Raw genomic sequence first — 25,082 nt, 5'->3', positions numbered from 1 at the left:
GCGGGTCGCTTCCCTATCATCGCGAGTGTGACAGCTTTACTGTCAAACCCCGGAAGGTCTGTAGCCAGTGCATGACACCAGCAGTCCCGGCCCGCTGGCCGGCGTCCGGGTGGTCGAGCTCGCGGGGATCGGGCCCGGCCCCTTCGCCGCCATGCTGCTGGCCGACCTCGGCGCCGACGTCGTGCGCGTCGACCGGCCGAACGCCTCGCCGCTCGGCATCGACCCGGCGTACGACGTCACCAACCGCAACAAGCGCTCGGTGCTGGTCGACCTCAAGTCCCCCGAGGGGGCCGGCCAGGTGCTCGACCTGGTCGAGCGGGCCCACCTGCTGATCGAGGGCTACCGCCCCGGCGTCGCCGAGCGTCTCGGCGTCGGCCCGGAGGCCTGCCTGGCCCGCAACCCCGCCCTGGTCTACGGCCGGATGACCGGCTGGGGCCAGCACGGCCCGCTCGCCGCCCGGGCCGGCCACGACATCGGCTACTCGGCGGTGGCCGGCGTCCTCGGCATGATCGGCCCGGCCGACGGACCGCCCGCCATCCCGGTCAACCTGCTCGGCGACTTCGCCGGCGGCTCGCTCTACCTGGTCGTGGGCCTGCTCGCCGCACTCCACCACGCCCGCGGGACCGGCACCGGCCAGGTCGTCGACGCCGCCATCGTGGACGGCGCCGCCCACCTCACCTCCGTGCTCTGGGGCCTGCTCGCGTCGGGCCAGTGGCAGGACCGCCGGGGCGTCAACCTGCTCGACGGCGGAGCCCCCTGCTACGCCGTCTACCAGGCCGAGGACGGCGGTCACCTCGCCGTCGGCGCGTTGGAGCCACAGTTCTACGCCGAGTTCGCCCGGCTTCTGGAGCTCGGCCCCGACGCACCCGGCCAGTGGGACACGGCCCGCTGGCCCGAGCTCCGCGCCCTGATCGCCGCCCGCTTCGCCACCCGGACCAGGGCCGAATGGGAGGACGTCTTCGCCGGCTCCGACGCCTGTGTCGAACCGGTCCTGACGATGCGCCAGGCCGCCGCATCCGAACACCTGGTGGCCCGCCGGACGTACGTCGAGGCGGACGGCTTCACCCAGCCCGCCCCCGCGCCCCGGTTCTCCGCCACCCCCGGCGCGCTGCGCCGCCCGCCGGCGCGGCCGGGCGCGGACGCCGCCGAGGTCGCCCGGGACTGGGGTGTGCCCGGGCTCCCGACCTCCAAGAACTCCGCCGACTCCGAGGCCCGATAAGGAGCTTGCCGTGCAACGCGACATCTACACCGAGGAGCACGAGGACTACCGGACGACCGTCCGCTCCTTCCTCGCCAAGGAGGTGCTGCCGCACTACGACCGCTGGGAGCAGGCCGGCATCGTGGACCGCTCCGCCTGGCTCGCCGCCGGCCGGCAGGGCCTGCTCGGCCTCGCCGTGCCCGAGGAGTACGGCGGCGGGGGCAGCACGGACTTCCGCTACGCCGCCGTGCTGGCCGAGGAGTTCGCCCGGGCCGGCGCCTCCGGCCTCGCGCTCGGCCTGCACAACGACATCATCGGCCCGTACCTCACCTCGCTCGCCACCGACGAGCAGAAGCGCCGCTGGCTGCCCGGGTTCTGCACCGGCGAGCTGATCACCGCCATCGCGATGACCGAACCGGGCGCCGGCTCCGACCTCCAGGGCATCCGCACCCACGCCGTCGACCAGGGCGACCACTACCTGCTGAACGGCGCCAAGACCTTCATCTCCAACGGCATCCTCGCCGACCTGGTGGTCGTGGTCGCCCGCACCACCCCCGAGGGCGGCGCGCACGGCCTCAGCCTGCTGGTGGTCGAGCGCGGCATGCCCGGCTTCGAGCGCGGCCGCAACCTCGACAAGATCGGCCAGAAGTCCCAGGACACCGCCGAGTTGTTCTTCGAGGACGTCCGCGTCCCGAAGGAGAACCTGCTCGGCGAGGAGAACCAGGGCTTCGTCCACCTGATGCAGAACCTCGCCCAGGAGCGGCTCACCATCGCCGCCGCCGCGATCGCCGGCGCCGAGTACCTGGTCGAGATCACCACCGCGTACGTGAAGCAGCGCGAGGCCTTCGGCCGGCCGCTCGCCAAGCTCCAGCACGTCCGCTTCGAGATCGCCGAACTCGCCACCGAGTGCGCCGTCACCCGCACCTTCGTGGACCGTTGCATCACCGAGCACAACCGGTACGCGCTCACCCCGGCGGACGCCTCGATGGCCAAGTGGTGGGCCACCGAACTGCAGAAGCGCACCGCCGACCGCTGCCTCCAACTCCACGGCGGGTACGGGTACATGAGCGAGTTCCCGGTCGCCCGCGCGTTCACCGACGGGCGGATCCAGACCATCTACGGCGGGACCACCGAGATCATGAAGGAGATCGTCGGCCGCTCCCTCCTCGGCTAGCCCTGCTCCCGGCCGGCCACTTCCCCCGGCCGGCCACCTCCCCGGGCCGTCCTCCCCGGACGGCTCGGACCCCCTCCTCGGACCACCCCTCCGCGGAACAGCCCTCCCCGGATCACCCCTCCGTGGAGCACCCTCCCCGGACCACCGGACCACCCTTTTGCCCGAAAGGCTCTCCACCGTGACCACCGAAGCGTACGTCTACGACGCGATCCGCACCCCGCGCGGCCGGGGCAAGGCCAACGGCTCGCTGCACGGCACCAAGCCGATCGACCTGGTCGTCGGCCTGATCCACGAACTGCGCCGCCGCTTCCCGGACCTGGACCCGGCAGCGGTCGACGACATCGTGCTCGGCGTGGTCAGCCCGATCGGCGACCAGGGCTCCGACATCGCCCGGATCGCCGCCGTCACCGCCGGCCTGCCCGACACCGTGGCGGGAGTCCAGGAGAACCGCTTCTGCGCCTCCGGCCTGGAAGCCGTCAACCTGGCCGCCGCCAAGGTCCGTTCGGGCTGGGAGGACCTCATCCTGGCCGGCGGCGTCGAGTCGATGTCCCGGGTGCGGATGGGCTCCGACGGCGGCGCCTGGGCGATGGACCCGATGACCAACTACGAGAACCACTTCGTCCCGCAGGGCATCGGCGCCGACCTCATCGCCACCATCGAGGGCTTCTCCCGGACCGACGTGGACGCCTTCGCCGCCGAGTCCCAGGCCCGTGCCGCCAAGGCCCAGGCCGACGGCCTCTTCGACCGCTCGGTCGTCCCGGTCCGCGACCGCAACGGCCTGGTCGTGCTGGACCGCGACGAGTTCATCCGCCCCGGTACCACCGTGGAGAGCCTCGCCGGCCTCAAGCCGTCCTTCGCCGGCATCGGCGACGCCGGCGGCTTCGACGCCGTCGCCCTGCAGAAGTACCACTGGGTGGAGGGCATCGACCACGTCCACCACGCCGGCAACTCCTCCGGCATCGTGGACGGCGCCGCCCTGGTCGCCATCGGCAACCGGGAGATCGGCGAGCGGTACGGGCTGCGCCCGCGCGCCCGCATCGTCTCCGCCGCCGTCTCCGGCTCCGAGCCCACCATCATGCTCACCGGCCCGGCCCCCGCCACCCGCAAGGCGCTCGCCAAGGCCGGGCTGACCGCCGCCGACATCGACCTGGTCGAGATCAACGAGGCCTTCGCCGCCGTCGCCCTGCGGTTCGTCCGGGAGATGGGGTTCCGGCACGACCAGGTCAACGTCAACGGCGGTGCGATCGCCCTGGGCCACCCGCTGGGCGCCACCGGCGCGATGATCCTCGGCACCCTGATCGACGAGCTGGAGCGGCGCGACCTGCGCTACGGCCTGGCCACCCTCTGCGTCGGCGGCGGCATGGGCATCGCCACCGTCGTCGAGCGCATCTGACCTCCCGACTCCTCTTTCCCCCGGAGACCCGAACATGAGCGACACCACCACCATCCGCTGGGAGCAGGACCAGGACGGCGTGGTCACCCTCGTCCTCGACGACCCCACCCAGTCCGTCAACACCATGAACGAGGCCTTCACGGCCGACTTCGACGCGACCGTCGAGCGGCTGGCCGGCCTCGGCGACGAACTGCGCGGCGTCGTCATCACCTCCGCGAAGAAGACCTTCTTCGCCGGCGGCGACCTCAAGATGCTCTCCGCCGCCCGCCCCGAGGACGCCGCCGCCGTCTTCGAGAAGTCGATGCGGATCAAGCGCGCCCTGCGCCGGCTGGAGACGCTCGGCAAGCCGGTCGTCGCCGCCGTCAACGGCAGCGCCCTCGGCGGCGGACTCGAGATCGCCCTCGCCTGCCACCACCGCATCGCCCTGAACACCTCCGCCAGCCGGATCGGCCTGCCCGAGGTCACCCTCGGCCTGCTCCCGGGCGGCGGCGGGGTCGTCCGCACGGTCCGCCTCTTCGGCATCACCGACGCCCTGCTGAAGGTGCTCCTCCAGGGTCGCCAGTACCGGCCGGCGCAGGCGCTCCAGCACGGCCTGGTTCACGAACTGGTCGACACTCCCGAGGAGTTGGCCGACCGGGCGCGCGCCTGGATCGAGGCCAATCCGACCGCCGTCCAGCCCTGGGACGTCAAGGGCTACAAGATCCCCGGCGGCACCCCCAACACCCCGGCGCTCGCCGCCAACCTGCCCGCCTTCCCCTCCAACCTGCGCAAGCAGCTGGCCGGCGCCCCTTACCCGGCCCCGCGCAACGTGCTGGCGGCGGCGGTGGAGAGCGCCCAGGTGGACGTCGACACCGCCATGGTGATCGAGGCCCGCTACTTCACCGAGCTGGCCTGCGGGCAGACCAGCAAGAACATGATCCAGGCGCTCTTCTTCGACATGCAGGCGGTCAACTCCGGCGCCGGACGGCCGAGTTCCTTCGAGAAGCGGACGGTCCGCAAGGTCGCCGTGCTCGGCGCCGGGATGATGGGTGCGGGCATCGCCTACACCTGTGCCAGGGCCGGCATCGAGGTGCTGCTCAAGGACGTGACGGTCGAGGCCGCCGAACGCGGCAAGGCCTACTCCGCGGGGCTGATGGAGAAGGCGATCGCGCGCGGCCGCTCCACCGAGGCGAAGCGCGACGAGCTGCTCGCCCGGATCACCCCCACCGCCGAGGCCGCCGACCTGGCCGGCTGCGACGCGGTGATCGAGGCCGTCTTCGAGAACCCCGAGCTGAAGCACAAGGTGTTCCAGGAGATCGAGGGCATCGTCCCGCCGGACGCGCTGCTCTGTTCCAACACCTCCACGCTGCCGATCGGCCTGCTCGCCGAGGGCGTCCAGCGCACCGCCGACTTCATCGGCCTGCACTTCTTCTCGCCGGTCGACAAGATGCGGCTGGTGGAGATCATCCGGGGCCCGCAGACCGGTGACGAGGCCCTGGCCCGCGCGTTCGACCTGGTCCGGCAGATCGACCGGACCCCGATCGTGGTCAACGACTCGCGCGGCTTCTTCACCTCCCGGGTGATCGGCCAGTTCATCAACGAGGGCGTCGCCATGGTCGGCGAGGGCGTCGACCCGTCCTCCGTCGAGCAGGCGGCCGCCCAGGCCGGCTACCCCGCCAAGGTGCTCTCGCTGCTCGACGAGCTGACGCTCACCCTGCCCCGCAAGATCCGCAACGAGTACCGGCGCGCGGCCGAGGCGGCCGGCGGCGAGTGGACCGCCCACCCGGCCGACGCCGTGGTGGACCGGATGGTCGACGAGTTCGGCCGTCCCGGCCGCAGTGGCGGCGCCGGCTTCTACGAGTACGGCGAGGACGGCGGTCGCGGGCGGCTCTGGCCGGGGCTGCGCGAGCACTTCACGCGCGCCGACGTCGCCGTGCCGTTCGAGGACCTCAAGGAGCGGATGCTCTTCAGCGAGGCGCTGGACTCGGTCCGCTGCCTGGAGGAGGGCGTGCTCACCTCGGTCGCCGACGGCAACGTGGGTTCCATCCTCGGCATCGGCTTCCCGGCCTGGACCGGCGGCGTCTTCCAGTACATCAACGGCTACGAGGGCGGCCCGGCCGGTTTCGCGGCCCGGGCCCGCGAACTGGCCGCCGCCTACGGCGAGAGGTTCGCGCCGCCCGCCCTGCTGGAGCGGATCGCGGCGGAGGGGCGGACGTTCACGGACTGAGGTCCGTGCCTGAGGCTCGTCGCCCGGGGTTGGCCGCCCGGGGACGGTGCCTGAGGTTGGGTTGTCCGACGTCCGATGCCCGACGTCCGTTGCCCGACGTCCGTTGCCCGGGGTCCGATGCCCGGTGTCCTGGGTGCGGCGGGCCTGTTGTCGGTCAGCTGGGCGGGTCCGCGTCGCCGCGCGCGGCCTCGCCCAGCTCCTCCCTGAGGGAGCGCTGGAACGCCGTCACCAGCGCCTGCGCCACCATCGGCTGGATGTGGTCGGTCAGCGCCTTCATCCGCTCCAGCTCCGCCGGGGCCGGCTCGCTCTCCCGGTACGGCCTCCACACCGTCTCGCGGAACAGCCGGTGCAACTCGTGCGCCGTCGCCCGGCTGTGCTCCAGCACCACGGCGCGCGCCGCCAGCAGCGTCTCCAACGGGATCGGCACGTCCAGGATCCGCACCCCGAGCGGCAGCAGCCCCGGATCCACCCGGAACACCTCGGCATCCGCCGTCCGCTCCAGCGCCCCCATCGCGCCCAGCCGGTCCAGCTGCGCCTCCGACAGCGCCCGGCCGGCCCGCCGCTCCAACTGCCCCCGGCTGACCTCCTCCGGCGCCTCCGGCGTCCACGACGCCACCAGTGCGCGGTGGATCGCCAGGTCCAGCGACGTACTGTCCTGCGGCAGCCGCGCCAGGTACCGCTCGATCGCCGCCAGCGTCAGCCCCTGGCGCTGCAACTCCTCGATCAGCCCCAGCCGGTCCAGGTGCTCCGCCCCGTACAGGCCCACCCGCCGCGGCCCCAGCTCCGGTGGCGGCAGCAGCCCCTTCGTCCCGTAGAACCGCACCGTCCGCACCGTCACCCCCGCGCGCGCCGCCAACTCGTCCACCGTCAGCCGCACCTCGACACCCTCGCGCGCGCTCATCCGTGCAGCCTCCCGTAGCACTTCCGCTGTAACAGCAGCAGTGTGACAGTGGCCGTCAACACAGGTCCACCCCGTGCTTGAGCCGGCCCGCCGATGCCGCCAGGATGGGGACGGCAGAGTGGGCGGGGGAGAGGCGGGGGAGTGCACAACTCGATCAGCGGCGGCGAGTTCCAGAACGTCTTCATGGCACACACCATCAATGTCGCGGAGCCCTCTGCCCCGGCGGAGCGGGTCATCCTGATGGACGTTCCGGTGATACGGCACTACGTGAACAACCACGAGCTGTTCACGCGGATGGACACCATCCGGGCCGGCTGCCGGGCGGAGGACGTGGCCACCCGGATCCTGCTGTGGGGCATGCCCGGAATCGGCGTGACGGCCGCCGCGGACCGCTGGGTACGGGAACACCAGGCGGACCTGCCGACCATCCAGCTGCGGGCGGAACTCTCCCCGAACGGTCAGCATGCGGACGCCACCGCCGTCCTGGAGGACTGGCTCGACCAGCTCGGCGTGCCGAAGCAGGACCGGCCGGGCGACCAGGCCGCGCTGGCGCGTTGCTTCCAACGCCGCACCGCCGGCCTGCCGGTGCTGGTCCTCATCGACGGCGCGCGGACGGCCGCTCAGGTCAGGCCCCTGCTGCCCGGCTCGCGCAGGAGCATCGCCCTGATCACCAGCCACGACCGCCTCGGCGGGCTGCGCGGCTCCCACGACGTCGAACAGCTGAGGGTCGGACCGCTGGACGACGAGCACAGCGACGCCCTCCTCGCCCGCGTCGCCGACCTCGGCGACGAGACCAAGGCCGCCCGGCTGCCCCTCGTCCGTGCCTGCGCAGGCATCCCGTTGGCCCTGCGGATCCTCGCCGCCCGGCTGGTCTCGCTCGGGCCGGCGGCGCTGCGGGAGCTCGTCGCCCAACTCGACAGCGGCACATCGCGCCTGGAGGCACTGGCCGTGGACGACATCTCCTTCCCCCGCCTGCTCGACGAGATGTACCGGAGCCTGGACGCGGACAGTGCCCGCGCCTACCGGCTGCTCGGCCTGCACCCCACCCTGCTGCTGGACGAAGGGGCGATCCGGGCGCTCCTCGGAGCCGCCGGACCTCTCGGGCCGACCCTGGACGCCCTGCGCATCGCCAACCTGCTGGACCACCGGGAGGACGGCCGCCACCTTCTCAACGGCGTCGTCCACGAGCACGCCGGGCTCGCCGCCCGGCTGCCCGCGCACGCGCAGGAGCGCGAGGCCGCGCTGGACCGGATCCTGGCGTACTACACCGACTTCGCGGAGGCGGGGGAGGCGGCGCAGTCCAAGCGCTGGCGCCACGACCCGGCGGACGCCTACCGGCGCAGGGCCCGGGGGGCCGGCGGCGTGGCGGCCGACGGTCGGGTGGCCGACGGTGTGGCGCTCGGAGGTCGGGCGGCCGGCGGCACGGTGGCTGATGGCCCGGTGGCCGACGGTGTGGCGCTCGACGGGTACCGGACCAATCTGGTCGCCGCCGTCGAGACGGCCAACCGGGCCCGGCGGCACGATCACGCCTGGCGGATCTGCCAGGGCCTGTGGACGCACTGCCTCCGCGGCGGCCATCACACCGACTGGATCCGGGCCTTGCGGGTCGGCGTCGTGTCCGCGCTGGAGACCGGCGATCTGCTGGCACTCGCCCGGATGCACTACGAACTGGGATTCGCGCTGCTCGACCGCTTCGACGCCGGGGAGGACGATCCGCGCCTCGCCCGGGAACACCTCGCCGAGGCGCTGCGCATCGCGCGCGGGCGTACGGGGGCCGAAGGTCACCGTCGGACGGCGTCCTCGGCCCTGGAGGCGCTCGGCCTGCTGAGCCTGCGCGAGGGGGATCCCGGTACGGCGCTCGGCCTGCTGGACGAGGCGCTCGGCGCGCTCGACGGCGTCGACCACCGGCGCGGGCTGGCGCTGCTCGGCTACCACCGGGGGCGCGTGCTGACCGCGCTCGGCCGGCACGCGGACGCCGAGGCCGTCCTCCGGGGCGCCGCCGAGGAGTTCGCCCGGCTCGGCGACGGCTACAACGTGGCCCGCAGCCTCACCCGCCTCGCCGAGGACCGACTGGCCGCCGGCCTGCCCGACGCGGCCCTGGCCCTGCTGACCGAGGCGCTGGAGGAGATCCCCGACCGCCTCGGCACTGCCTACCAGCGGGCCGAGATCCTGCGGCAACGCGGTGACCTGCACCGGACGTCGGGTGCCGAGGCCGAGGCGGTCGCGGACTGGACGCGCGCCCGCGCGTTCTACGCCCAGGCCGGCAGTACCAAGGTCGCCGAGGTGGAGCGCCTGCTGTCACCGGGGAGCTCGGCAGGGGCTGACCAGGAGTAGCCCGGCCGGCTGCCCGGCGCCCGCTGCCACCCGCACCACCCCGCCGGGCGCCGACTCGCCGGAGTGCTGCTCATGGACGACGGACGCCGCGACCGCGAACGACGCCCACGCCGGACGCTCCTGCCACACGGCCGTCAGACGGCGCCCGTCGGGAAGCAGCGCCAGGCAGCCGCCGTCCGGCCGCTCCACCGCGATCAGCGCACAGCCGGCCAGCCCCCGCCCGAGCTCCCGCCAGGTGAACCGGGCGGCGGGGTCGGTGGCGGACTCGAATGCGGACTCGGTGGTGGACTCGAAGGCGGACTCGGCCCGTTCGGCGGGTACCAGCAGCACATCCGCTGACCGCCGGACCCCGCTGTCGGGCTCCGCGAGGTCCGCGACCAGATGGGTGCCAGCGCCGAGATGGCCGAGCCGGGATCGCTGCAACCCGGCCGGGTACCGGCGCAGCCTCATGCTTCGCCCGCCCTCGGAGGCCCCGGCCGGCGTCTCGGTCGGCACCTCGGCCGGCGTCTCCGTCGGTGTCCCGGTCGGTGTCTCCGTCGAATCCACGACCGACACTGCGACGACCGTCGGCGGCAGCACCGCCGTCCGGGCGGTGGGCAGTGACGGCACCGGGACGACCCGGGTAACCGCAGGTCCGGCGGGCTCGTCCAGCCCGAGGTGGCGGTAGAAGACGGTGCGCAGCCGGGCGGCGGACTCTCCCGGCACCGAGCTGACGAGGCCGCCGACCTCGGTGACCGCCGGGTCCGCACGCTGGGTGACCGCCGCGCCCAGCAACTGCGGCAGGACGCCCTCCCACCCGGACAACCGGGGGGCGAGCTTCCCGAGCTGCTCCATCGGCGAACCGGGTGCCACGGCGTCCTCCGCGAAGGCACCCAGGACGGTCGGAATTCCCAGCGCGGCGCCGTACAGCGTTACCGAACCGTGGTCGCCCACCAGGAAATCGGCGGCGACCAGCGCCGCCTTCCAGATCTCCGTCTCGGGCCCCGGAAGTATCAGACCGGCCTCGACGAATTCGCCCAACCAGCGTTGGATCTGCCACAGCCCGTGGGCGTACCAGGCATTCGGGTGGACGGCCGCGACCACCCGGAATTCATCGGCCGGCAATTCCGCCAGGACGCGGCGCAGCGGATCCGCGTCGGCATGTCCGAGCAGCGAATGCGGGCCCCAGGTGGACGACACCACCACCAGTTTCTGCCCCGGCCGAACCCCGAACGCACCCCGGTACGCCGAACGCAGGGGCATGCTCACCCGCAACTGGTCCAGGCACGGATCGCCGACCACGGCACTCACCGGGACGGCCTCGGGGCACCCCGCTCGGAGCCGGTCGAGCTGCTCCTGATGGGACAGCAGGACGGCGGACGGAACGACCCGGCCGTCGTGCATCAACCACTCGGCCGTCAGGCCGAAGGCTCCCGGCTCCCGGCTCCCGGCTCCCGGCTCCCGGCTCCCGGCTCCCGGCTCCCGGCTCCCGGCTCCCGGCTCCCGGCTGAGAATTTTATTGTATCCGGCGCCGTGCGGGGCTCCGATCAGGGGTGCGCGTAGTGCATGCAAATCCCCGCCCCGGTTCGTGGCTATTGCGAGGTCGAACGGGAATTCCTTGGCCGATTCCCAGGGTATTTCGATCATCCCGCGCTCCCGGAGGAAATCCGAGGTGCCGGAATCCAGCGCCGAAGAGCCGGTGCAGCTGAACAGCACCTCCACCCGCCGGTCCGCCCCGAACACGGCGAGCAGGTCCAGCAGCCGGGTCGCGGCGGTGATGTTGTGCACCACGCCGAGGACGCGCCGCTCGGGCCGGACGGTCGACCAGCGCGCGCGGTCGTCGGCGATCGCCGGGTGCACCCGCTGCGCCCCCACGGTGTTCGTCGTCAACGCCACGCCCCCGTCTTTCGCCAAGTCGACCCATTCTGCCAGCCCGGGGGTGGCGGACGGGGCCGGGCGGGGCAGCGGAACGGCACGGGCGGGGCGGCCGGGTGCGAGCCGGCCTGCGCTCCTCTGGGTCGGGCGGTGGATTCCAGAGGGCGCAGGCCGGTGGTGGTGGGCCGGGTTCAGCGGCGCACCGGCACATCGGCGCACCGGCAGGCCGGCAGATCGCGCGCCGGTGGGCTCAGGAGCGGGTCGGTTCCGCCGGGGTGGTGTCGACCAGGTCGGGGTGGTGGCGGCGGGTGACCTCGGGGTGGGCGCGGGTGTAGCCCTTCCACTCGTTGAGGCCGAACTCGGCGAAGAGGGGGTTGGCCGGGTCCTGGGTGGCCCCGGGGGCGTGGTGGGCCAGGGGGAAGTCGAGCGGCTCGATGTGGGCGTCGAGGCGCGGGTTGTAGAAGAACGGGACGGAGAAGCGCTCCCGGGCGCCGGGCGGGCTGACCACGCGGTGACTGGTGGCCTTGAGGTAACCGTCGGTCGCGACCTCCAGCAGCTCGCCCAGGTTGACGACGAAGGCGCCCTCCATCGGCGGGACCTCCAGGAAGCTGCCGTCCGGACGCTCCACCTGGAGGCCGCCGACGGTGTCCTGGAGGAGGAGCGTGATGAAGCCGTAGTCCTTGTGCGCGCCGACGCCCTGGCCGGCCCCGTCGGGCGCCGTCCCGGGGTAGCGGACCAGCTTCAGGCGCAGGTGCGGGTGCCCGGCGAAGGCGTAGTCGTAGAACTCCGGGCGGGCGCCGATCGCGGTGAGCAGCTCGTGCAGCAGCCGCTTGGCGACGTCACCGAGGCGGTCGATCCAGCCGAGTGCGGCGGACCGCAGCTCGGGGAGCGCCGTGGGCCACTGGTTCGGGCCCTCCAGCCACCAGTACGGCGGCTCGCCGCGGCCCGGGACGTGCGGGGGCAGTTCGGCGCCGATGTCCAGCTGGTCGCGCCAGTCCTGGCTGCCGCCGGTGCGCTCGTCGCCGGTGCGGGTGTAGCCGCGGAAGTGCGGGGAGTTGAGGTTGCTCACGCCGAGCCGGTCGGCTTCGGGGAGGTCGAAGAAGGCCCGCATCGCCCCGGTGAGGGCGGCCGTCTCGGCACGGGTGACACCGTGGCCGACGAGCTGGAAGAAGCCGACGCCGGTGGCTGCGGCCCGCAGCTCGTCGTGCAGCCGGAGCCGGTCCTCGGGGCTGCCGCCGGCGAGCGAGAGGTCGATCACCGGGAGGGCGTCGGTGAGGGTGCCTGCGGCTGCGTCCGCGAGGGCGTTCGAGCGGGCGTCCGCCAGGGCGGACGGGGTGGTGGAGGGGTGCTGCTGCTGCGTCATGGGTGACATCCGCTGGGTCTCGTCCCGACCGTTCCCGGTGGTCGACCGGGGGCGCCGGGGCTACGCCTGGTGCGGCGGGTGCCCGGGGGCCGGGAAGGGGGACGCGGCCTGGTGAGGACCGCGCATGAGGGTGGGAGGCGCGAGGTTCAGCCGGAGCGTCGACAGGACATGCTCGTCACGCGGAGCAGGTCCACGTGGCGGCGGCGAACAAGTATGAGCACGTCACCAGCCTAAATGACGGTCGCACCGGCGAGGAGGCCCCGGGTCGAATTTGTTGTCGTGTACGTGCTAAGTGGCGGGAGTTGGCCGGATGCGGAGGCCGTCGCGACGGCTGCGGTTGCCGGGCCTGTTGGGTCCGTTGTCATCACTGGGTCTGTTGTGGTCACTGGATCAGCTGCGGTCGTTGTGGTCGTTGAGGTAGGCCAGCACCGCGAGGACCCGCCTGTTGTCGTCGTCCGAGGGCAGGAGGTCCAGCCGGACGAAGATCGACGCGGTGTGCTTGGCGACCGCCCGCTCGGTGATCACCAGCTGGTGGGCGATGGCCGCGTTCGACCGGCCCTCCGCCATCAGCGCGAGCACCTGCCGCTCGCGCGGACTGAGCGCAGCCACCGGGCCGGAGGCCGAGTTGTGGGTGAGCAGCCGGCCGATCACCTCCGGGTCCATCGCCGTGCCACCCTGCGCGACCCGGCGTACCGCGTCCAGGAACTGGGTGCCGTCCATGACGCGGTCCTTCAGCAGGTAGCCGATCCCGCCGCTGCCGTCCGCCAGCAGCTCGCGCGCGTAGAGCTGTTCGACGTACTGCGACAGCACCAGCACCGGTAGCCCGGGCTGGTTCTGACGGGCGGTCAGGGCGGCGCGCAGGCCCTCGTCGGTGAACGAGGGCGGCAGCCGGACATCCACCACGGCGATGTCCGGCCGGTCCGCGGCCACCGCCGCCAGCAGCTCGTCACCGGTTTCGACGGCCGAGGTGACCGTCATGCCGTTCGCCTCCAGCAGCCGGGTCAGGCCGTCCCGGAGGAGGAAGAGGTCTTCGGCGATGACAACGCGCACGGGATCTCCAGCTGTGCGATGGTAGGGCCGCCCGGCGGGCTGCTGACGGCAAGCACCCCGTCGAACGCGGCCAGCCGGCGCTCTGTTCCGCGCAGACCGGTGCCCTTTGACGGGTCTGCGCCGCCGCGCCCGTCGTCGGTCACCGATATCCGCAGCAGCCCCTCGGCGCTGTCATGGCCGATCTCGATCCAGACCCGGCCGGCCCGGGCGTGCTTGACCACATTGGCCAGCAGCTCGCTCACCGCGAAGTAGGCCGCGGATTCGACCGGTGCGGGCGGTCGGCCCGCAAGCCCGCCGGTGAACCGGACCGGTAGCGGCAGGTCGAGGGCCATGGCGTGCACCGCGTCGGCCAGACCGCGGTCGGCGAGCACCGGCGGATGGATGCCCCGGACCAGGCCGCGCAGCTCACCCAGCGCCTTGGCCGAGGACGTCCGGGCCTCCGCGAGCAGCGGTCGCAGGGCCTGCGGGTCGTGGTCGAGCAGCTGCTCGGCCACGCTCAGCAGCATCCCCAGCGCCACGAGCCGGGCCTGCGCCCCGTCGTGCAGGTCCCGCTCGATCCGGCGCAGCTCAGCCGCCCCGGCGTCAATGGTGTCCGCCCTCGTCCGGGCCAGATGGCTGACCTGGAGGGCCAGTTCCGTCCGCCGGGACGGCCCCAGCAGAGCCCGGGCGGCCCGCTCGTGCAGCGCCAGCACGGGCCGGGCGGCCCAGAGGGCGACGGGGCCCGCCAGCCAGAGGGCCATCGTGTAGAGCGCCAGCAGGGAGATGAACGGACCGCCCCTGCCGAACACCTGCACCAGTACCGGGACCAGGATCAGCAGCACGGCTGTGAGCAGGACGGTGACGCCGGAGAGCACCGACCAGGCCGTGTCCCGCCAGGTCGCCGGGTCACCCGGCCAGCCGCCGGCCTGCCGCCACAGCTGCCGCCACCGCGGACCCCCGTCGGCCGTCGGCCGGTACGGCGGCTCGATCGCCCTACCGCTCCAATGCCCGACCAGCCGCCTCGTCTCCACCGCCACCCAGCGGGAGCCGATCACGCCGAGCGTCAGCAGCGGAAGCGCCAGCAGCAGTGCCCCGGAACGGCCGCTCGGTGCCGCGCCCCCGTAGATGACCGTGGCCGTCACAGCCAGGGTCCCCGGCGCGAGCAGAGCGGCCCCCGCCGCCCGGCCGGCCGCCCCGGTGGCCCAGCTCAGCGCCCAGACGGCGACCGGCAGCGTCGCCAGCAGGAGCCCCGTCAACGCGCGGATCCGGTTGGGCGCGGACGAGTCGTCAGGGCCCAGCAGGGCGGCGAGCACCAGAACGGGAGCGGCCGCGGTGGCGACCGCGCCCGCCACCGCCAGGGTGACCGCGTACAAGGCGCGCACGCTGTCCACGAGCGCCCGGCCCACCCGTGTAGCGGCCCTGGCCACGACAACCGTGCTCATCACGCACCTCCTACCCGTTGCTGCGTCGTCCTGCAGCGTTCCTCGCGGCGCCCGGACCGGGCCCCGTCGATCATGCGGTGGCCAGTCTGCCGGGCGGCCCACAGGCGGCGCACGGGGTCTGAACCCCGAATCCGAGGTGTACCTGAATACACCTCAAGGAGCCGCCTAGCCGTGTATCGAGGCCCTGCCGCCGGTCCGTAGCGTCGTTCCCGGCAGACGGCCCCGGGCCCTCCGGGGCCGGATCGCTCCCGGGCACGCCAACCTGCCCAAGCTGGCCAATCCGCCCGAGTGCCGGCCCGGGGCCGCGCTGCTCCGGTCGGGCCCGATCCGTCTCCCGGTCCCGTCCCCGATCCCTCTTTCCGCTCCTGGACCCCCTTCCGCCCCTTGTTCCCGCCCCCTGGAGGGCCCGTGACCGCGCCGATCATCCGGCTCAGCGATGTCAGCAAGACCTACGACACGTCCGGCACCGCCCGCCCGGCCCTGGCCGGGCTGGATCTGGAGGTGCGGGCCGGCGAGGCACTGGCCGTGCTCGGCCGCTCCGGCAGCGGCAAATCCACCTTGCTCAACCTGATCGCCGGCCTGGACCTCCCCAGCACCGGCAGCGTGGTGGTGGACGGAGTCGCCGTCCACGAGCTCGGCGAGGCCGCGCTGGCCGGGTACCGGCGGGCGCGGATCGGCATGGTGTTCCAGTTCTTCAACCTGCTGGACGACCTCAGCGTCGAGGACAACGTGCTGCTCCCCGCCCAGCTGTCCGGGATGCGCCGGGACGAGGCGCGGGGCCGTGCCACCGAGCTGCTGGACCGGCTCGGCGTGGCCCGGCACGCCCGGACGTTTCCCGGCCTGCTCTCCGGCGGCGAGCGCCAGCGCGTTGCGGTGGCCCGGGCTCTGATGAACCGGCCGTCGCTGCTGCTCGCCGACGAGCCGACCGGCGCCCTGGACACCACCTCCGCCGCCGATGTCCGCGCGCTGCTCTGCGAGTTGAACGCGGAGGGCCAGACGATCCTGCTGGTCACCCACGACACCGCGCTCGCCGAGGCCTGCGCCACCCGGACGATCGAGCTGCTCGACGGCCGCCTGCACCGCGACACGCTCCATACGGAGGCCACCCGATGACCGCACTCGGCAATGTGGTCCGGGCCGGCGTCGGCCGCAAGCGGGTGCAGGCGCTGGCCATGGTGCTCACCACGATGCTGGCCGTCACGGCCTGCGTGCTCGCCACCGGGCTGCTGGCCGCCGCCCACGGCCCGTTCGACCACGCCTTCGCCCAGCAGCGCGGCGCCCACCTGAACGCCCTGGTCGACCCGGCGAAGGCCGACCCGGCGCGACTCGCCGCCACCTCCCGCGCCCCGGGGGTGACGGCGATGGCCGGCCCGTACCCGGCTCTGCCCCTGCGGCCGCACGCGGGCGATGGCTCCGGCACACTGCCCGAGGGCGCCGCGCTGGCCCCGATGACCTTCGTCGCGCGCGCCTTGGACGAGCCGCTGGACGGCCTGCGGGTGACGCTGGGCCGCTGGCTCGCCGGGCCGGGCGAGGTCGTCCTTCCGGACGGCCGCTCCCCGCTGGCCCTGGGCGACCGGATGACCTTCCCCGACCTGCCCGGCAGTCCGACGCTGACCGTGGTCGGGTTGGCCGCCTCGGTCTCCTGGAGCGCGGACGGCTGGGTCGCCCCCGAGCAGGCCGCCGCGCTGACCGCACCCGGCAGCTCACCGCCGGTCCAGCTGCTCTACCGCTTCGCCCACGCCGGTACCGACGCCGAGGTGGAAGCCGACCGCGCGGCGCTCGCCACCGCCCTGCCGCCGGGCGCCCTGACCGGCGCCACCTCCTACCTTCCGGCCAAGCGGCACGCCGACCGGACGGCCGCGACCTTCGTCCCGTTCGTTGTCGCCTTCGGCCTGCTCGGCCTCGCCATGTCCGTGCTGACCATCGGGGTGGTGGTCAGCGGCGCGGTCACCGCCGCCACCCGGCGGATCGGGATCCTCAAGTCCCTGGGCTTCACCCCGGCCCAGGTGGTCCGTGCCTACGTCGGTCAGGCACTCGTCCCGGCGTCGGCCGGGACGGCACTCGGCGTCCTCGGCGGGAACCTGCTGGCCGTCCCCGTCCTCGGCCTGGCCGACAAGGCGCTGCGCAGCGGACTGCTCGGCATCCCGCCCTGGGTCGACCTGGCCGTTCCGGCGGTCGCGCTCGCCGCGGTGGCCGGAACGGCCCTGGTGCCCGCGCTGCGGGCCGGCCGCTTGCGCACCGTCGAGGCGCTCGCGGTCGGTCGGACGGCGCCGGGTGCCCGGTCCGGGGCTTCCCGGAACGTCGCGTTGGCCCAGCGCCTGCTGGCCCGGCTGCCGGTGCCACGCGCGCTGAGCCTGGGCCTGGCCGGCCCGCTCACCCGGCCGGTGCGCACAGCCACCACGACGGCGGCGGTGTTGCTCGGCACGGTCGGGGTGACGCTCGGTGCGGGTCTGGCGGTCTCCCTGAACGGGATCCAGGACGGCCTCAACGCCGACCATGTGGGCGCGGTCATCGTGGAACCGCCGATGGACCGCTCGGCCAAACCCGTCGACCGCCTGGACGAGGCCGCCGTCGTGGCCGCGATCACCGCCCGCCCGGGCACCCGGGCCTGGTTCAGTACGGTCCTCACCCCGGTCACCGTCGCGGACCACACCGGGCGGGTCGTCGCCTACGGCGGGGACTCCTCCTGGAGCGGGTACCAGATGGTCTCCGGCCGGTGGTTCCACGGAGGGGGAGAGGCGGTGGTGGGGTCCGGCTTCCTGAGCACCAATCAGGTCCGGATCGGCGACACGATCGCCCTCACCGACCACGGCCGCAGCACCCCGGTCCGGATCGTCGGCGAGGCGCTCTCCACGGAGGACGTGGTGCTGACCGACCGATCCACGCTGGTACCCCTCGCCACCGCCGTCGTGCCGGCCTCCGTGCGGTTCCACGTCGACCTCGCGCCCGGTACCGACCGGCAGGCCTACGCGGACGCGCTGGACGACGCGGTGCGGCCGCTCGGCCTCGGAGCAGAGCAGGGCGGGGCGGGGCTGAACATCACCGTCCTGGCGATGAACTCACTGGCCACCGTCCTCACCCTGCTACTGGTCGCGGTGGCGGGCCTCGGGGTGCTCAACACCGTCCTGCTGGACACCCGGGAGCGGGTCCATGACCTCGGGGTGCTCAAGGCACTCGGGATGTCACCGCGCCAGACCGTGGGGATGGTGCTCACCTCGGTCTGTGGCAGCGGCCTCCTCGCCGGAGTGGTGGGCGTCCCGGTCGGGGTCGCCGTCCACCACTGGATAGTCCCGGCGATGGCCCGTGCCGCGGGGACGGGCGTACCGGAGGCGGACCTCGCGGTCTTCGAACCGGGAGTGGTCCTGCCACTGGTGTTCGGCGGGCTGGTGATGGCCCTGCTCGGCGCCCTCCCGCCGGCCACCTGGGCGGCACGCACCCGGACGGTGACGACGCTGCGCACCGAGTAGTGGCCCGACAGCCCGTCGGATGTCGGGCCGCTGCCCCGGAACCCGTCCTTCCGGGGCAGCGGCCCGGCCCGGGTTCGCCCGAGCCGGCCGAGCCGCCCGCCCACGCCGGCCTCCCCAGGCCGGGCGGGGCGTTCGAGCAGGGCCGAGCCGAGGATGGGCGAACCCAGCCCGGGGGGCCGTCCGCTTCGGACCGACCGACTCAGATCGTGCGGTTCAGCTCGTCCGCTTCAGGCCGTTCGGTTCAGGCCGGCAGGGTGGCGGCGTACACCTCGATGGCGTCCCGCTGGTACACGGCGAGGCCCGGCGCGATGGCCTCGTACGCGGCGCGCCACTGCTCGTTCTCCACGCACGAGCGGCCGATCGCGCGGTACTCCTCGGCGGTGACCGGCCGGATCGCGCTGACGGCCCGGTACTGTCCGTCGACCTCGGCCTGTACGGCGTCGGCGTCGACGGGCGTGCCGGCGGCCATCAGTTCGGCCAGCCGGATCATGAGCGCGGTGCGCTCGCGCTGGCCGGCCTCGATCTCGGCCTCGGTCATCGTCGCGGTCGCCCGCCCGATCCCCTCGGCCAGCTCCGGGAAGTCGCGCAGGCTCTCCCCGTACTCGGCGGGCTGGATGCCCTCGAAGAGGTTCTCCGGTCGGTTGATGCTGGTCATCGGACTACCGTCCTTCCTGGACTGCTCCAGTTCGGTGATCGTGCGGGAGACGGTGGCGGCCAGGGCGGTGAGCCGGTCGCGCTCGGCGAGCAGCCGGCGGTGGTGACCGTGCAGGGCCTCCAGCTCGTCCACCTGCGAGGCCAGGATCCTGCCGACCTCGGACAGGCTCACTCCGAGCGCCCGCAGCACGAGGATCTGCTGCAGCCGCAGCAACTGGCGCTCCTCGTAGTAGCGGTGGCCGTTGGAGCCGATCCACGCGGGTGGCAGCAGCTCGATCTCGTCGTAGTGCCGGAGGGTCCGGGCGGTCACGCCCGACATCCGTGCCACTTCCGCGATCGGCCAGGCCATCGCCGTCTCCTCTCACTGCGTGAAGCCGCCTGCCACCCGCCGGTCCGATCCCGGGGTCGCGCCCTGGGGGCCGTCACCGGTCGGGCTCCCGGGGCCCTTTCGGACTTCCGGGCACCGATCGGGCTCCGGCCGCCGGCTGCCGCCGGTCTCACGCTTGCTCACCGGGCCGGTCGTTCCGGCCCTGATCAGGACGATAGAAGCTGCCGTTGCGGCAACTTCAAGTCCTGACCCCCGCCCTGCCCCCGGATCCGGGGGCGAACCCGAAACGAACCCGAATACCGATCCCTGAGCCCCGGTTTCACTCCACGGGAGCCGCGCTGCTCGTAGAGCCGGTCCAGCGACTGCCCGTGCCGTCCGGTCAGCGCCACCGCGGACGGGCTCAAGTCCCGGCGCCGGCCGCCGTCGCCGCCTTCGGGGTGTTCTGCACCGGACTCGCCTTCCGCCGCGACCACCGGCTCAACGCCATCGAGGGGCTCCACGGGTACGGCCACCATCGGTCACCTGCTGCCGGTCGTCTCGCCGGCGCTCGGCGCTCGGCGCGCGTCCTCGACGAGTCGTTGAGCGTGCGGACCGTCGCGGGAATGATCGTGGTGCCGGCCGGGGTTGTCCTGACCCGGCAGCATCGTGAACGACCCACCCGCCCCACCGCCTCCACCGCCGCGACCACCACCACGGCTACCGCCCCTGCCACCACCACTCGCGACCGAACGAACGGACCATGAGCCCCGAATCGCCCTGGCGGATACGCGACTTCCGCACCCTCTTCACCGCCACCGCGCTCGCCCAGCTCGGTACCAACATCGGTTACGTCGTCCTCCCGCTGATCGCCGTCACCGCGCTGGACGCGAGCGCCGGGCAGGTCGGGGCGCTGGCCACGCTGAGCACGCTCGCGTTCCTGCTGATCGGCCTGCCCGCCGGAGCCTGGGTGGACCGGATGCGCCACCGCCGCGTCCTCATCGTCGCGGACCTGGTGAAGGCCGCGCTGTACGCGTCCGTCCCGCTCGCCTGGTGGCTGGGCGGGCTCACCCTCTGGCAGCTGTACGCCGTCGCCCTGCTGAGCGGGTGCGCGACCGTCTTCTTCGACGTCGCGTCGCAGAGTGTGCTGCCGCAACTGGTCGGCCGCGGCCACCTGGTGCAGGCGAACGCGGCCGTGGTGAGTCTGATGGCCGTCGGGAACATCGCGGGGCGCAGCGCGGGCGGTGCGCTCGTCCAACTGCTCACCGCACCGGCCGCCATCGCCGCGACGGCCGCCAGTCACCTCGGTTCGGCGCTGCGCCTCATCGCCCTGCGCCGTACCCCCGCACCCGCGCCGCCGCCGGTACGTGGCGACGGGCCCGGCCTGGGCGCGCAGATCGGGGAGGGCCTGCGTCACGTCCTCGGCAACGCCGAACTGCGGGCGCTCGCGCTCACCGCCTCCCTCACCAACCTCGGCTTCCAGATCGTCAACACCCTGCTTCCGGTGCTGTTCGTGCGGGAGCTCCACCTCCCCGCCGGCGCGCTGGGCCTGTACTGGGCGGTCGGCGGCCTGGGCATCCTGCTCGGGTCCCGCTGTGCCCGCCCGATCGCGGCCCGGGTCGGCTACGGCCGGGCACTCGGCCTGGCCGGTCTCTGCGCGGCACCGGCGGGTCTGCTGATCCCGCTGAACGGTGCCGGCGTCTGGTTGTACGTGGCGGGGTTCGGCTCGTTGGTGTTGTCCTTCAAGACCGGGATGGACAACGTGCTCGGGGTCAGCCTGCGGCAGCGGATGACCCCGGACGCCCTGCTCGGCCGGATGAACGCCACCTTTCGTTTCCTGCTCACCGGTTCACTGGCGATCGGTGCCGCCCTGGCAGGCCTGCTCGGCGAGCTGGCGGGGCTCCATGCCACTCTCTGGCTCGGGGGTGTGCTTCTCGCCTCGGCCTTCCTCCCCGTCTACCTCTCGCCGATCCGCACCCGTCGCCTCCTCCCCGGCCAGCCCACCGCCATGGAGGCCGAGGCGGCGGCCCCGATCGGGGCCGGCGGCGATGTTCCCCAGGGCGTGAGGCCGGCCCTTGACCTCAAGCGCACCTGACGTTCGGTCACGGTCATCATGAACACGGCCACGGCGAGCGCCTGACCGGCCGCGACGAGATCGCCGCGTTAACCATCGCCGCGTTAACCATCGCCGCGTTCACCATCGCCGAGTTCACCCGCGAGGTGCTCCCGGCACCTTCGCGGACACCGGGAACACCGCCACCTACGAGGTGGTGCAGCCCTCCGCCGTTCAGCCTTCGGCAGTCGGGGCCCGGACCGTAGGGGACTCGTCAGCCGGGGTCTGAGCCGCCGCGCCCTGGGCGGTGTGCGGGAACGGGCAGCCGCCGGCCGTCGCGGGCCCGTCCTCGAAGGTGCCCAGCTCGCTCACCCGGTAGCCGCCGGGGTAGCCGCGCACCTGGCGGCCGTCGCGGGCCAGGTGCGGCTTGCGGCGGGGCGGGAGGAGGCGGACGAAGCGGCCGCGCAGCCACATGCCGGTCCGGACGGCGCGCCGCAGGGCGGCCGGCGGCGCCGGGTAGCCGAAGGCCTCGCGCAGCGGGTCGTCCAGGAGGCAGACGGAGGAGGTGCGCATCGAGGGGCGCATCGGGGCCGGGTACCAGGAGGCCATCAGCCCGAGCGTGGCGTCCGAGACGTCGCGGCCGCCCTGGTCGTAGCCGAAGTGGGCGCGCTCGTAGTCGTCGAGCAGCCGCTCGAACTCCTCGTACGTCTCCGGGATGCCGCTCAGGCCCATGTGGCGGCCGAGCTCCCGGTAGTAGTTGGTGGTGGCCCGGATCTCGTGCGGCGAGTACGGGCGCCAGCCGTAGTCGTCCAGCCAGCGCTTGGGCACCACGACGAAGGTGGCGAGCACGTACACGAAGTCTTCGTTGGAGATGTCGTACCGGCGGTGCATCTGGTTCATCCGCCGGATCGCCTCGCGCCCCTGCTCGGAGGCGAAACCGTGCTCGACGACGGCCTCCAGGATCAGCACGGTGTCGTCGTACCGCTTCTGCGCCCGGCGGGTGAACTCACCGGTCTGCGCGAGCAGCCGGCCGATGCTGGGCACGGCGTAGGTGCGGTAGAGGGCGAAGCTGAGCGACTGGGTGGTGTCCCAGGGGAACTCGTACCAGCTGCTGATCCGGTAGATCTCGGTGAACTCGGTCTCCGGATCCATGCGCTGAATCTTCTTCAGCCAGTCGTATCGCTGCACAGGCCGACCTTAGGGGCCGGTCAGGGGCGGGTCAACGCGGCCCGGTCGCGCCGCCCGCCGGCTCATCGAGGCCCGGTCACCGCAGGTCGCCGCCGCGCCGCCGCCGGGAGTCGCCGGGCCGCCGCGCCGCCGGGTGTCGCTGCGCCGCCGCCGTCGGTGGCTCCCGCTAACTTTTCTCGCAGATTCCCGCCGAGGATGTCGAAAACGCCGGGCGTGCTTCTACCTACCCGTGAGAGCCCCCACCCCGGGGCGGACACGACGAACGAGGAGCAGGACCATGAAGTACATGCTGCTGATGCAGTTCAGCGAGAAGAACGCCGACTTCCCGAAGATCGACGAGTGGAAGCCCGAGGAGATCCAGGCGCACATCCGGTTCATGAAGGACACCAACACCCGGCTCGCCGAGGCCGGGGAACTGGTCGACGCCCAGGGGCTGGCCATGCCGGAGACCGCCCGGATCGTGCGCTCGCACAGCGGCGGCGCGCCGGTGGTCACCGAGGGGCCGTTCCCGGAGACCAAGGAGTGGGTGGCCGGCTGGTGGATCGTGGACTGCGACGGCGAGGAGCGGGCGGTCGAGATCGCGGCGGCCGTCTCCGCGGCGCCCGGCCCCGGCGGGGAGCCGCTGAACATGCCGATCGAGGTGCGCCAGGTGATGTCGGCGCCGCCCACCGAGCTGTGACCGCTCCCTCCGGGAGCATCGACGACCTGCTGCGCACCCTCGCGCCGCAGGTCGTCGGCGTGCTCACCCGCCGCTACGGGGACTTCGCCACCGCCGAGGACGCCGTCCAGGAGGCCCTGCTGGACGCCGCCACCCAGTGGCCCGCGGAAGGGCTGCCGCGCAACCCGCGCGGGTGGCTGGTCCAGGTCGCCAACCGCCGGATGACCGAGCAGGTCCGCAGCGAGCAGGCCCGCCGACGGCGCGAGGACCTGGTGGCCGGGCAGCAGCCGGCCGACCGGCTCACCGCGCCGCCCGCGGACACCGAGGACGAGGCCGCCCACGACGACACCCTCACCCTCCTCTTCCTCTGCTGCCACCCCGCCCTCTCGCCCGCCTCGGCGATCGCGCTCACCCTGCGTTCGGTCGGCGGCCTGACCACCGGCGAGATCGCCCGCGCGTTCCTGGTCCCCGAGGGGACGATGGGCCAGCGGATCAGCCGGGCCAAGCAGCGGATCAAGGCCTCCGGCGTGCCGTTCCGGATGCCCGACGCCGCCGAGTGGCCGGCCCGGCTGGACGCGGTGCTGCACGTGCTCTACCTGATCTTCAATGAGGGCTACGCCAGCAGTGCCGGGCCCGACCTGCAACGCGTCGAACTCGCCCGCGAGGCGATCCGCCTCACCCGGGCCGTCCATGCGCTGCTCCCGGAGGACGGCGAGGTGACCGGGCTGCTGGCGCTGATGCTGCTCAACGACGCCCGCGGACCGGCCCGCACCGGCCCGGACGGCGAGCTGGTCCCGCTCGCCGAGCAGGACCGCACCCGCTGGGACGCCGCGGCGATCGCCGAGGGCGTCGCGCTGATCACGGCCGCCCTGCCGCGCGGGCCGGTCGGGCCGTACCAGGTGCAGGCGGCGATCGCGGCCGTCCACGACGAGGCCCCGACCGCCGAGGAGACCGACTGGCCGCAGATCCTCGCCCTCTACGGGGTCCTGGGCCGAATCTCCGACAATCCGCTGATCACCCTGAACCGCGCGGTGGCCACCGCCATGGTCGACAGCCCGGCCGCCGGGCTCGCCCTCCTCGCCGACGCACCGGCCGGCCTCGCCGAGCACCACGGGCTGTACGCGGTCCGCGCCCACCTGCACGAGCTGGCGGGGGAGCGGGACGCCGCCGTCGCCGACTACCGGACCGCCGCGCGCCGGACGGCCAGCCTGCCCGAACGCCACCACCTCAGCCTGCGCGCCGCCCGGCTGGCGGCGGGCGTCCCGGCTGCCGCCCCGGCTTCCGTCCCAGCTGCCGGGCCCGTTTCCGCCGACGGCGATCAGGAGCCCGGGCCGGCCGGGGGCGGGGGAGCCCGTCGACCATGACGACAGGTGGGCCGGGTAGGCGGCTCAGCCCGTGGCGTCCTCGACGGCCACCGGGACTCCGGCCTCGTGGAGTCGCACTCGCCAGTACTCCATCTCCGCCAACGTTCCTGTCAGGCCGGTGCGTTGCAGCTCGGAGACCAGCGTCCGGGCCTGTGTCAGGGAGACGGCCGCGCCCTCCCGGAAGACCTTGAGCGCCGCCACCGAACCGGTCATCGGCCCGGTCGGCCGCAGCCGGGCCGCTCCGTGTGCGGCGAGCAGGGCCGCCCGCACGGATTCCGGAGCCGGCTCCGGCCCGGCGTGCTCGCACCAGGCGCTGCCGCAGGCCGCGCAGGAGCCCTCGGCGTCCCACCAGAGCTCCCGCCCCCGGAGAAACTGGTTCACCTGCCGCACGCTGACGCCCCCGCAGGTGCCACAGCGCCCCGCCATCTCCACCGTCTGTCCGGTCATCGCACCCTCCGCGTCAGGTGATTCTCCCGTCACGGACGCCCCGGCGCGAACCG

The 25,082-nt window shown here is 73.5% G+C and carries 18 protein-coding genes; 10 read left to right on the top strand and 8 right to left on the bottom strand.

What is annotated here, in order from left to right:
• Window positions 1-67 precede the first annotated feature (67 nt).
• The 4 genes from ACZ5WK_RS17345 (at window position 68) to ACZ5WK_RS17330 (ending at window position 5,971) form a co-directional block, all read left to right on the top strand.
• A complete protein-coding gene (locus ACZ5WK_RS17345; RefSeq protein ID WP_465548272.1) occupies window positions 68-1,219 on the top strand; it encodes a CaiB/BaiF CoA transferase family protein in 1,152 nt (383 codons plus the stop codon).
• Between the two features lie 10 nt (window positions 1,220-1,229).
• Window positions 1,230-2,372, top strand: a complete 1,143-nt coding sequence (locus ACZ5WK_RS17340; protein WP_465548271.1) for an acyl-CoA dehydrogenase family protein — start codon at window positions 1,230-1,232, stop codon at window positions 2,370-2,372.
• A gap of 178 nt (window positions 2,373-2,550) precedes the next feature.
• Entirely contained in the window at window positions 2,551-3,765 is a 1,215-nt protein-coding gene (locus ACZ5WK_RS17335; RefSeq protein WP_465548270.1) for an acetyl-CoA C-acetyltransferase, read from the top strand.
• A 34-nt stretch (window positions 3,766-3,799) separates the two neighbouring features.
• Window positions 3,800-5,971 carry a 3-hydroxyacyl-CoA dehydrogenase NAD-binding domain-containing protein gene (locus tag ACZ5WK_RS17330; protein WP_465548269.1) on the top strand — a complete coding sequence of 724 codons (2,172 nt, stop codon included), beginning with the start codon at window positions 3,800-3,802 and terminating at the stop codon, window positions 5,969-5,971.
• Between the two features lie 154 nt (window positions 5,972-6,125).
• On the opposite strand, the gene ACZ5WK_RS17325 is transcribed toward ACZ5WK_RS17330, so the two are convergent.
• On the bottom strand, window positions 6,126-6,872 hold the full coding sequence (locus tag ACZ5WK_RS17325) for a MerR family transcriptional regulator (RefSeq protein ID WP_465548268.1): 747 nt from the start codon (window positions 6,870-6,872) through the stop codon (window positions 6,126-6,128).
• Between the two features lie 141 nt (window positions 6,873-7,013).
• Here ACZ5WK_RS17325 and ACZ5WK_RS17320 point away from each other — a divergent pair, with 141 nt between their 5' ends.
• Entirely contained in the window at window positions 7,014-9,206 is a 2,193-nt protein-coding gene (locus tag ACZ5WK_RS17320; protein ID WP_465548267.1) for a hypothetical protein, read from the top strand.
• On the opposite strand, the gene ACZ5WK_RS17315 is transcribed toward ACZ5WK_RS17320, so the two are convergent.
• The 4 genes from ACZ5WK_RS17315 to ACZ5WK_RS17300 form a co-directional block, all read right to left on the bottom strand.
• On the bottom strand, window positions 9,171-11,081 hold the full coding sequence (locus ACZ5WK_RS17315) for a hypothetical protein (RefSeq protein WP_465548266.1): 1,911 nt from the start codon (window positions 11,079-11,081) through the stop codon (window positions 9,171-9,173). The two genes, ACZ5WK_RS17320 and ACZ5WK_RS17315, sit on opposite strands and share 36 nt — an antisense overlap.
• 229 nt (window positions 11,082-11,310) lie before the next feature.
• Window positions 11,311-12,423 carry an isopenicillin N synthase family dioxygenase gene (locus tag ACZ5WK_RS17310; protein WP_465548265.1) on the bottom strand — a complete coding sequence of 371 codons (1,113 nt, stop codon included), beginning with the start codon at window positions 12,421-12,423 and terminating at the stop codon, window positions 11,311-11,313.
• Window positions 12,424-12,813: 390 nt separating this feature from the next.
• Complete coding sequence (locus ACZ5WK_RS17305; RefSeq protein ID WP_465548264.1) at window positions 12,814-13,473, bottom strand: response regulator transcription factor; 660 nt, start codon at window positions 13,471-13,473, stop codon at window positions 12,814-12,816.
• Window positions 13,425-14,894, bottom strand: a complete 1,470-nt coding sequence (locus ACZ5WK_RS17300; RefSeq protein WP_465548263.1) for a sensor histidine kinase — start codon at window positions 14,892-14,894, stop codon at window positions 13,425-13,427. The genes ACZ5WK_RS17305 and ACZ5WK_RS17300 overlap by 49 nt, the downstream gene beginning before the upstream one ends.
• A 408-nt stretch (window positions 14,895-15,302) precedes the next feature.
• Here ACZ5WK_RS17300 and ACZ5WK_RS17295 point away from each other — a divergent pair, with 408 nt between their 5' ends.
• A complete protein-coding gene (locus tag ACZ5WK_RS17295; protein WP_465548262.1) occupies window positions 15,303-16,007 on the top strand; it encodes an ABC transporter ATP-binding protein in 705 nt (234 codons plus the stop codon).
• On the top strand, window positions 16,004-18,361 hold the full coding sequence (locus tag ACZ5WK_RS17290; RefSeq protein ID WP_465548261.1) for an FtsX-like permease family protein: 2,358 nt from the start codon (window positions 16,004-16,006) through the stop codon (window positions 18,359-18,361). Before ACZ5WK_RS17295 ends, ACZ5WK_RS17290 begins: the two co-directional genes overlap by 4 nt.
• A 241-nt stretch (window positions 18,362-18,602) precedes the next feature.
• Here ACZ5WK_RS17290 and ACZ5WK_RS17285 read toward each other — a convergent pair whose 3' ends face one another.
• Window positions 18,603-19,364, bottom strand: coding sequence for a MerR family transcriptional regulator (locus ACZ5WK_RS17285; protein ID WP_465548260.1), 762 nt, complete (start codon window positions 19,362-19,364; stop codon window positions 18,603-18,605).
• Between the two features lie 718 nt (window positions 19,365-20,082).
• Between ACZ5WK_RS17285 and ACZ5WK_RS17280 the strand changes: the two genes are divergently transcribed.
• Complete coding sequence (locus ACZ5WK_RS17280; RefSeq protein WP_465548259.1) at window positions 20,083-21,414, top strand: MFS transporter; 1,332 nt, start codon at window positions 20,083-20,085, stop codon at window positions 21,412-21,414.
• Window positions 21,415-21,606: 192 nt separating this feature from the next.
• On the opposite strand, the gene ACZ5WK_RS17275 is transcribed toward ACZ5WK_RS17280, so the two are convergent.
• Complete coding sequence (locus ACZ5WK_RS17275; RefSeq protein ID WP_465548258.1) at window positions 21,607-22,560, bottom strand: oxygenase MpaB family protein; 954 nt, start codon at window positions 22,558-22,560, stop codon at window positions 21,607-21,609.
• A 277-nt stretch (window positions 22,561-22,837) separates the two neighbouring features.
• Here ACZ5WK_RS17275 and ACZ5WK_RS17270 point away from each other — a divergent pair, with 277 nt between their 5' ends.
• The gene (locus ACZ5WK_RS17270; RefSeq protein WP_465548257.1) at window positions 22,838-23,239 is read left to right on the top strand and encodes a YciI family protein; all 402 of its coding nucleotides are present in this window, start codon (window positions 22,838-22,840) and stop codon (window positions 23,237-23,239) included.
• Entirely contained in the window at window positions 23,236-24,582 is a 1,347-nt protein-coding gene (locus tag ACZ5WK_RS17265; RefSeq protein ID WP_465548256.1) for an RNA polymerase sigma factor, read from the top strand. The genes ACZ5WK_RS17270 and ACZ5WK_RS17265 overlap by 4 nt, the downstream gene beginning before the upstream one ends.
• Window positions 24,583-24,606: 24 nt before the next feature.
• Here ACZ5WK_RS17265 and ACZ5WK_RS17260 read toward each other — a convergent pair whose 3' ends face one another.
• Complete coding sequence (locus ACZ5WK_RS17260) at window positions 24,607-24,963, bottom strand: hypothetical protein (protein WP_465548255.1); 357 nt, start codon at window positions 24,961-24,963, stop codon at window positions 24,607-24,609.
• Between the last annotated feature and the right edge of the window lie 119 nt (window positions 24,964-25,082).

Source organism: Kitasatospora sp. NPDC032757 (assembly GCF_055579305.1).
The sequence above is the reverse complement of the archived record's forward strand: the minus strand, read 5'-3'. Positions and strand labels throughout refer to the sequence as shown.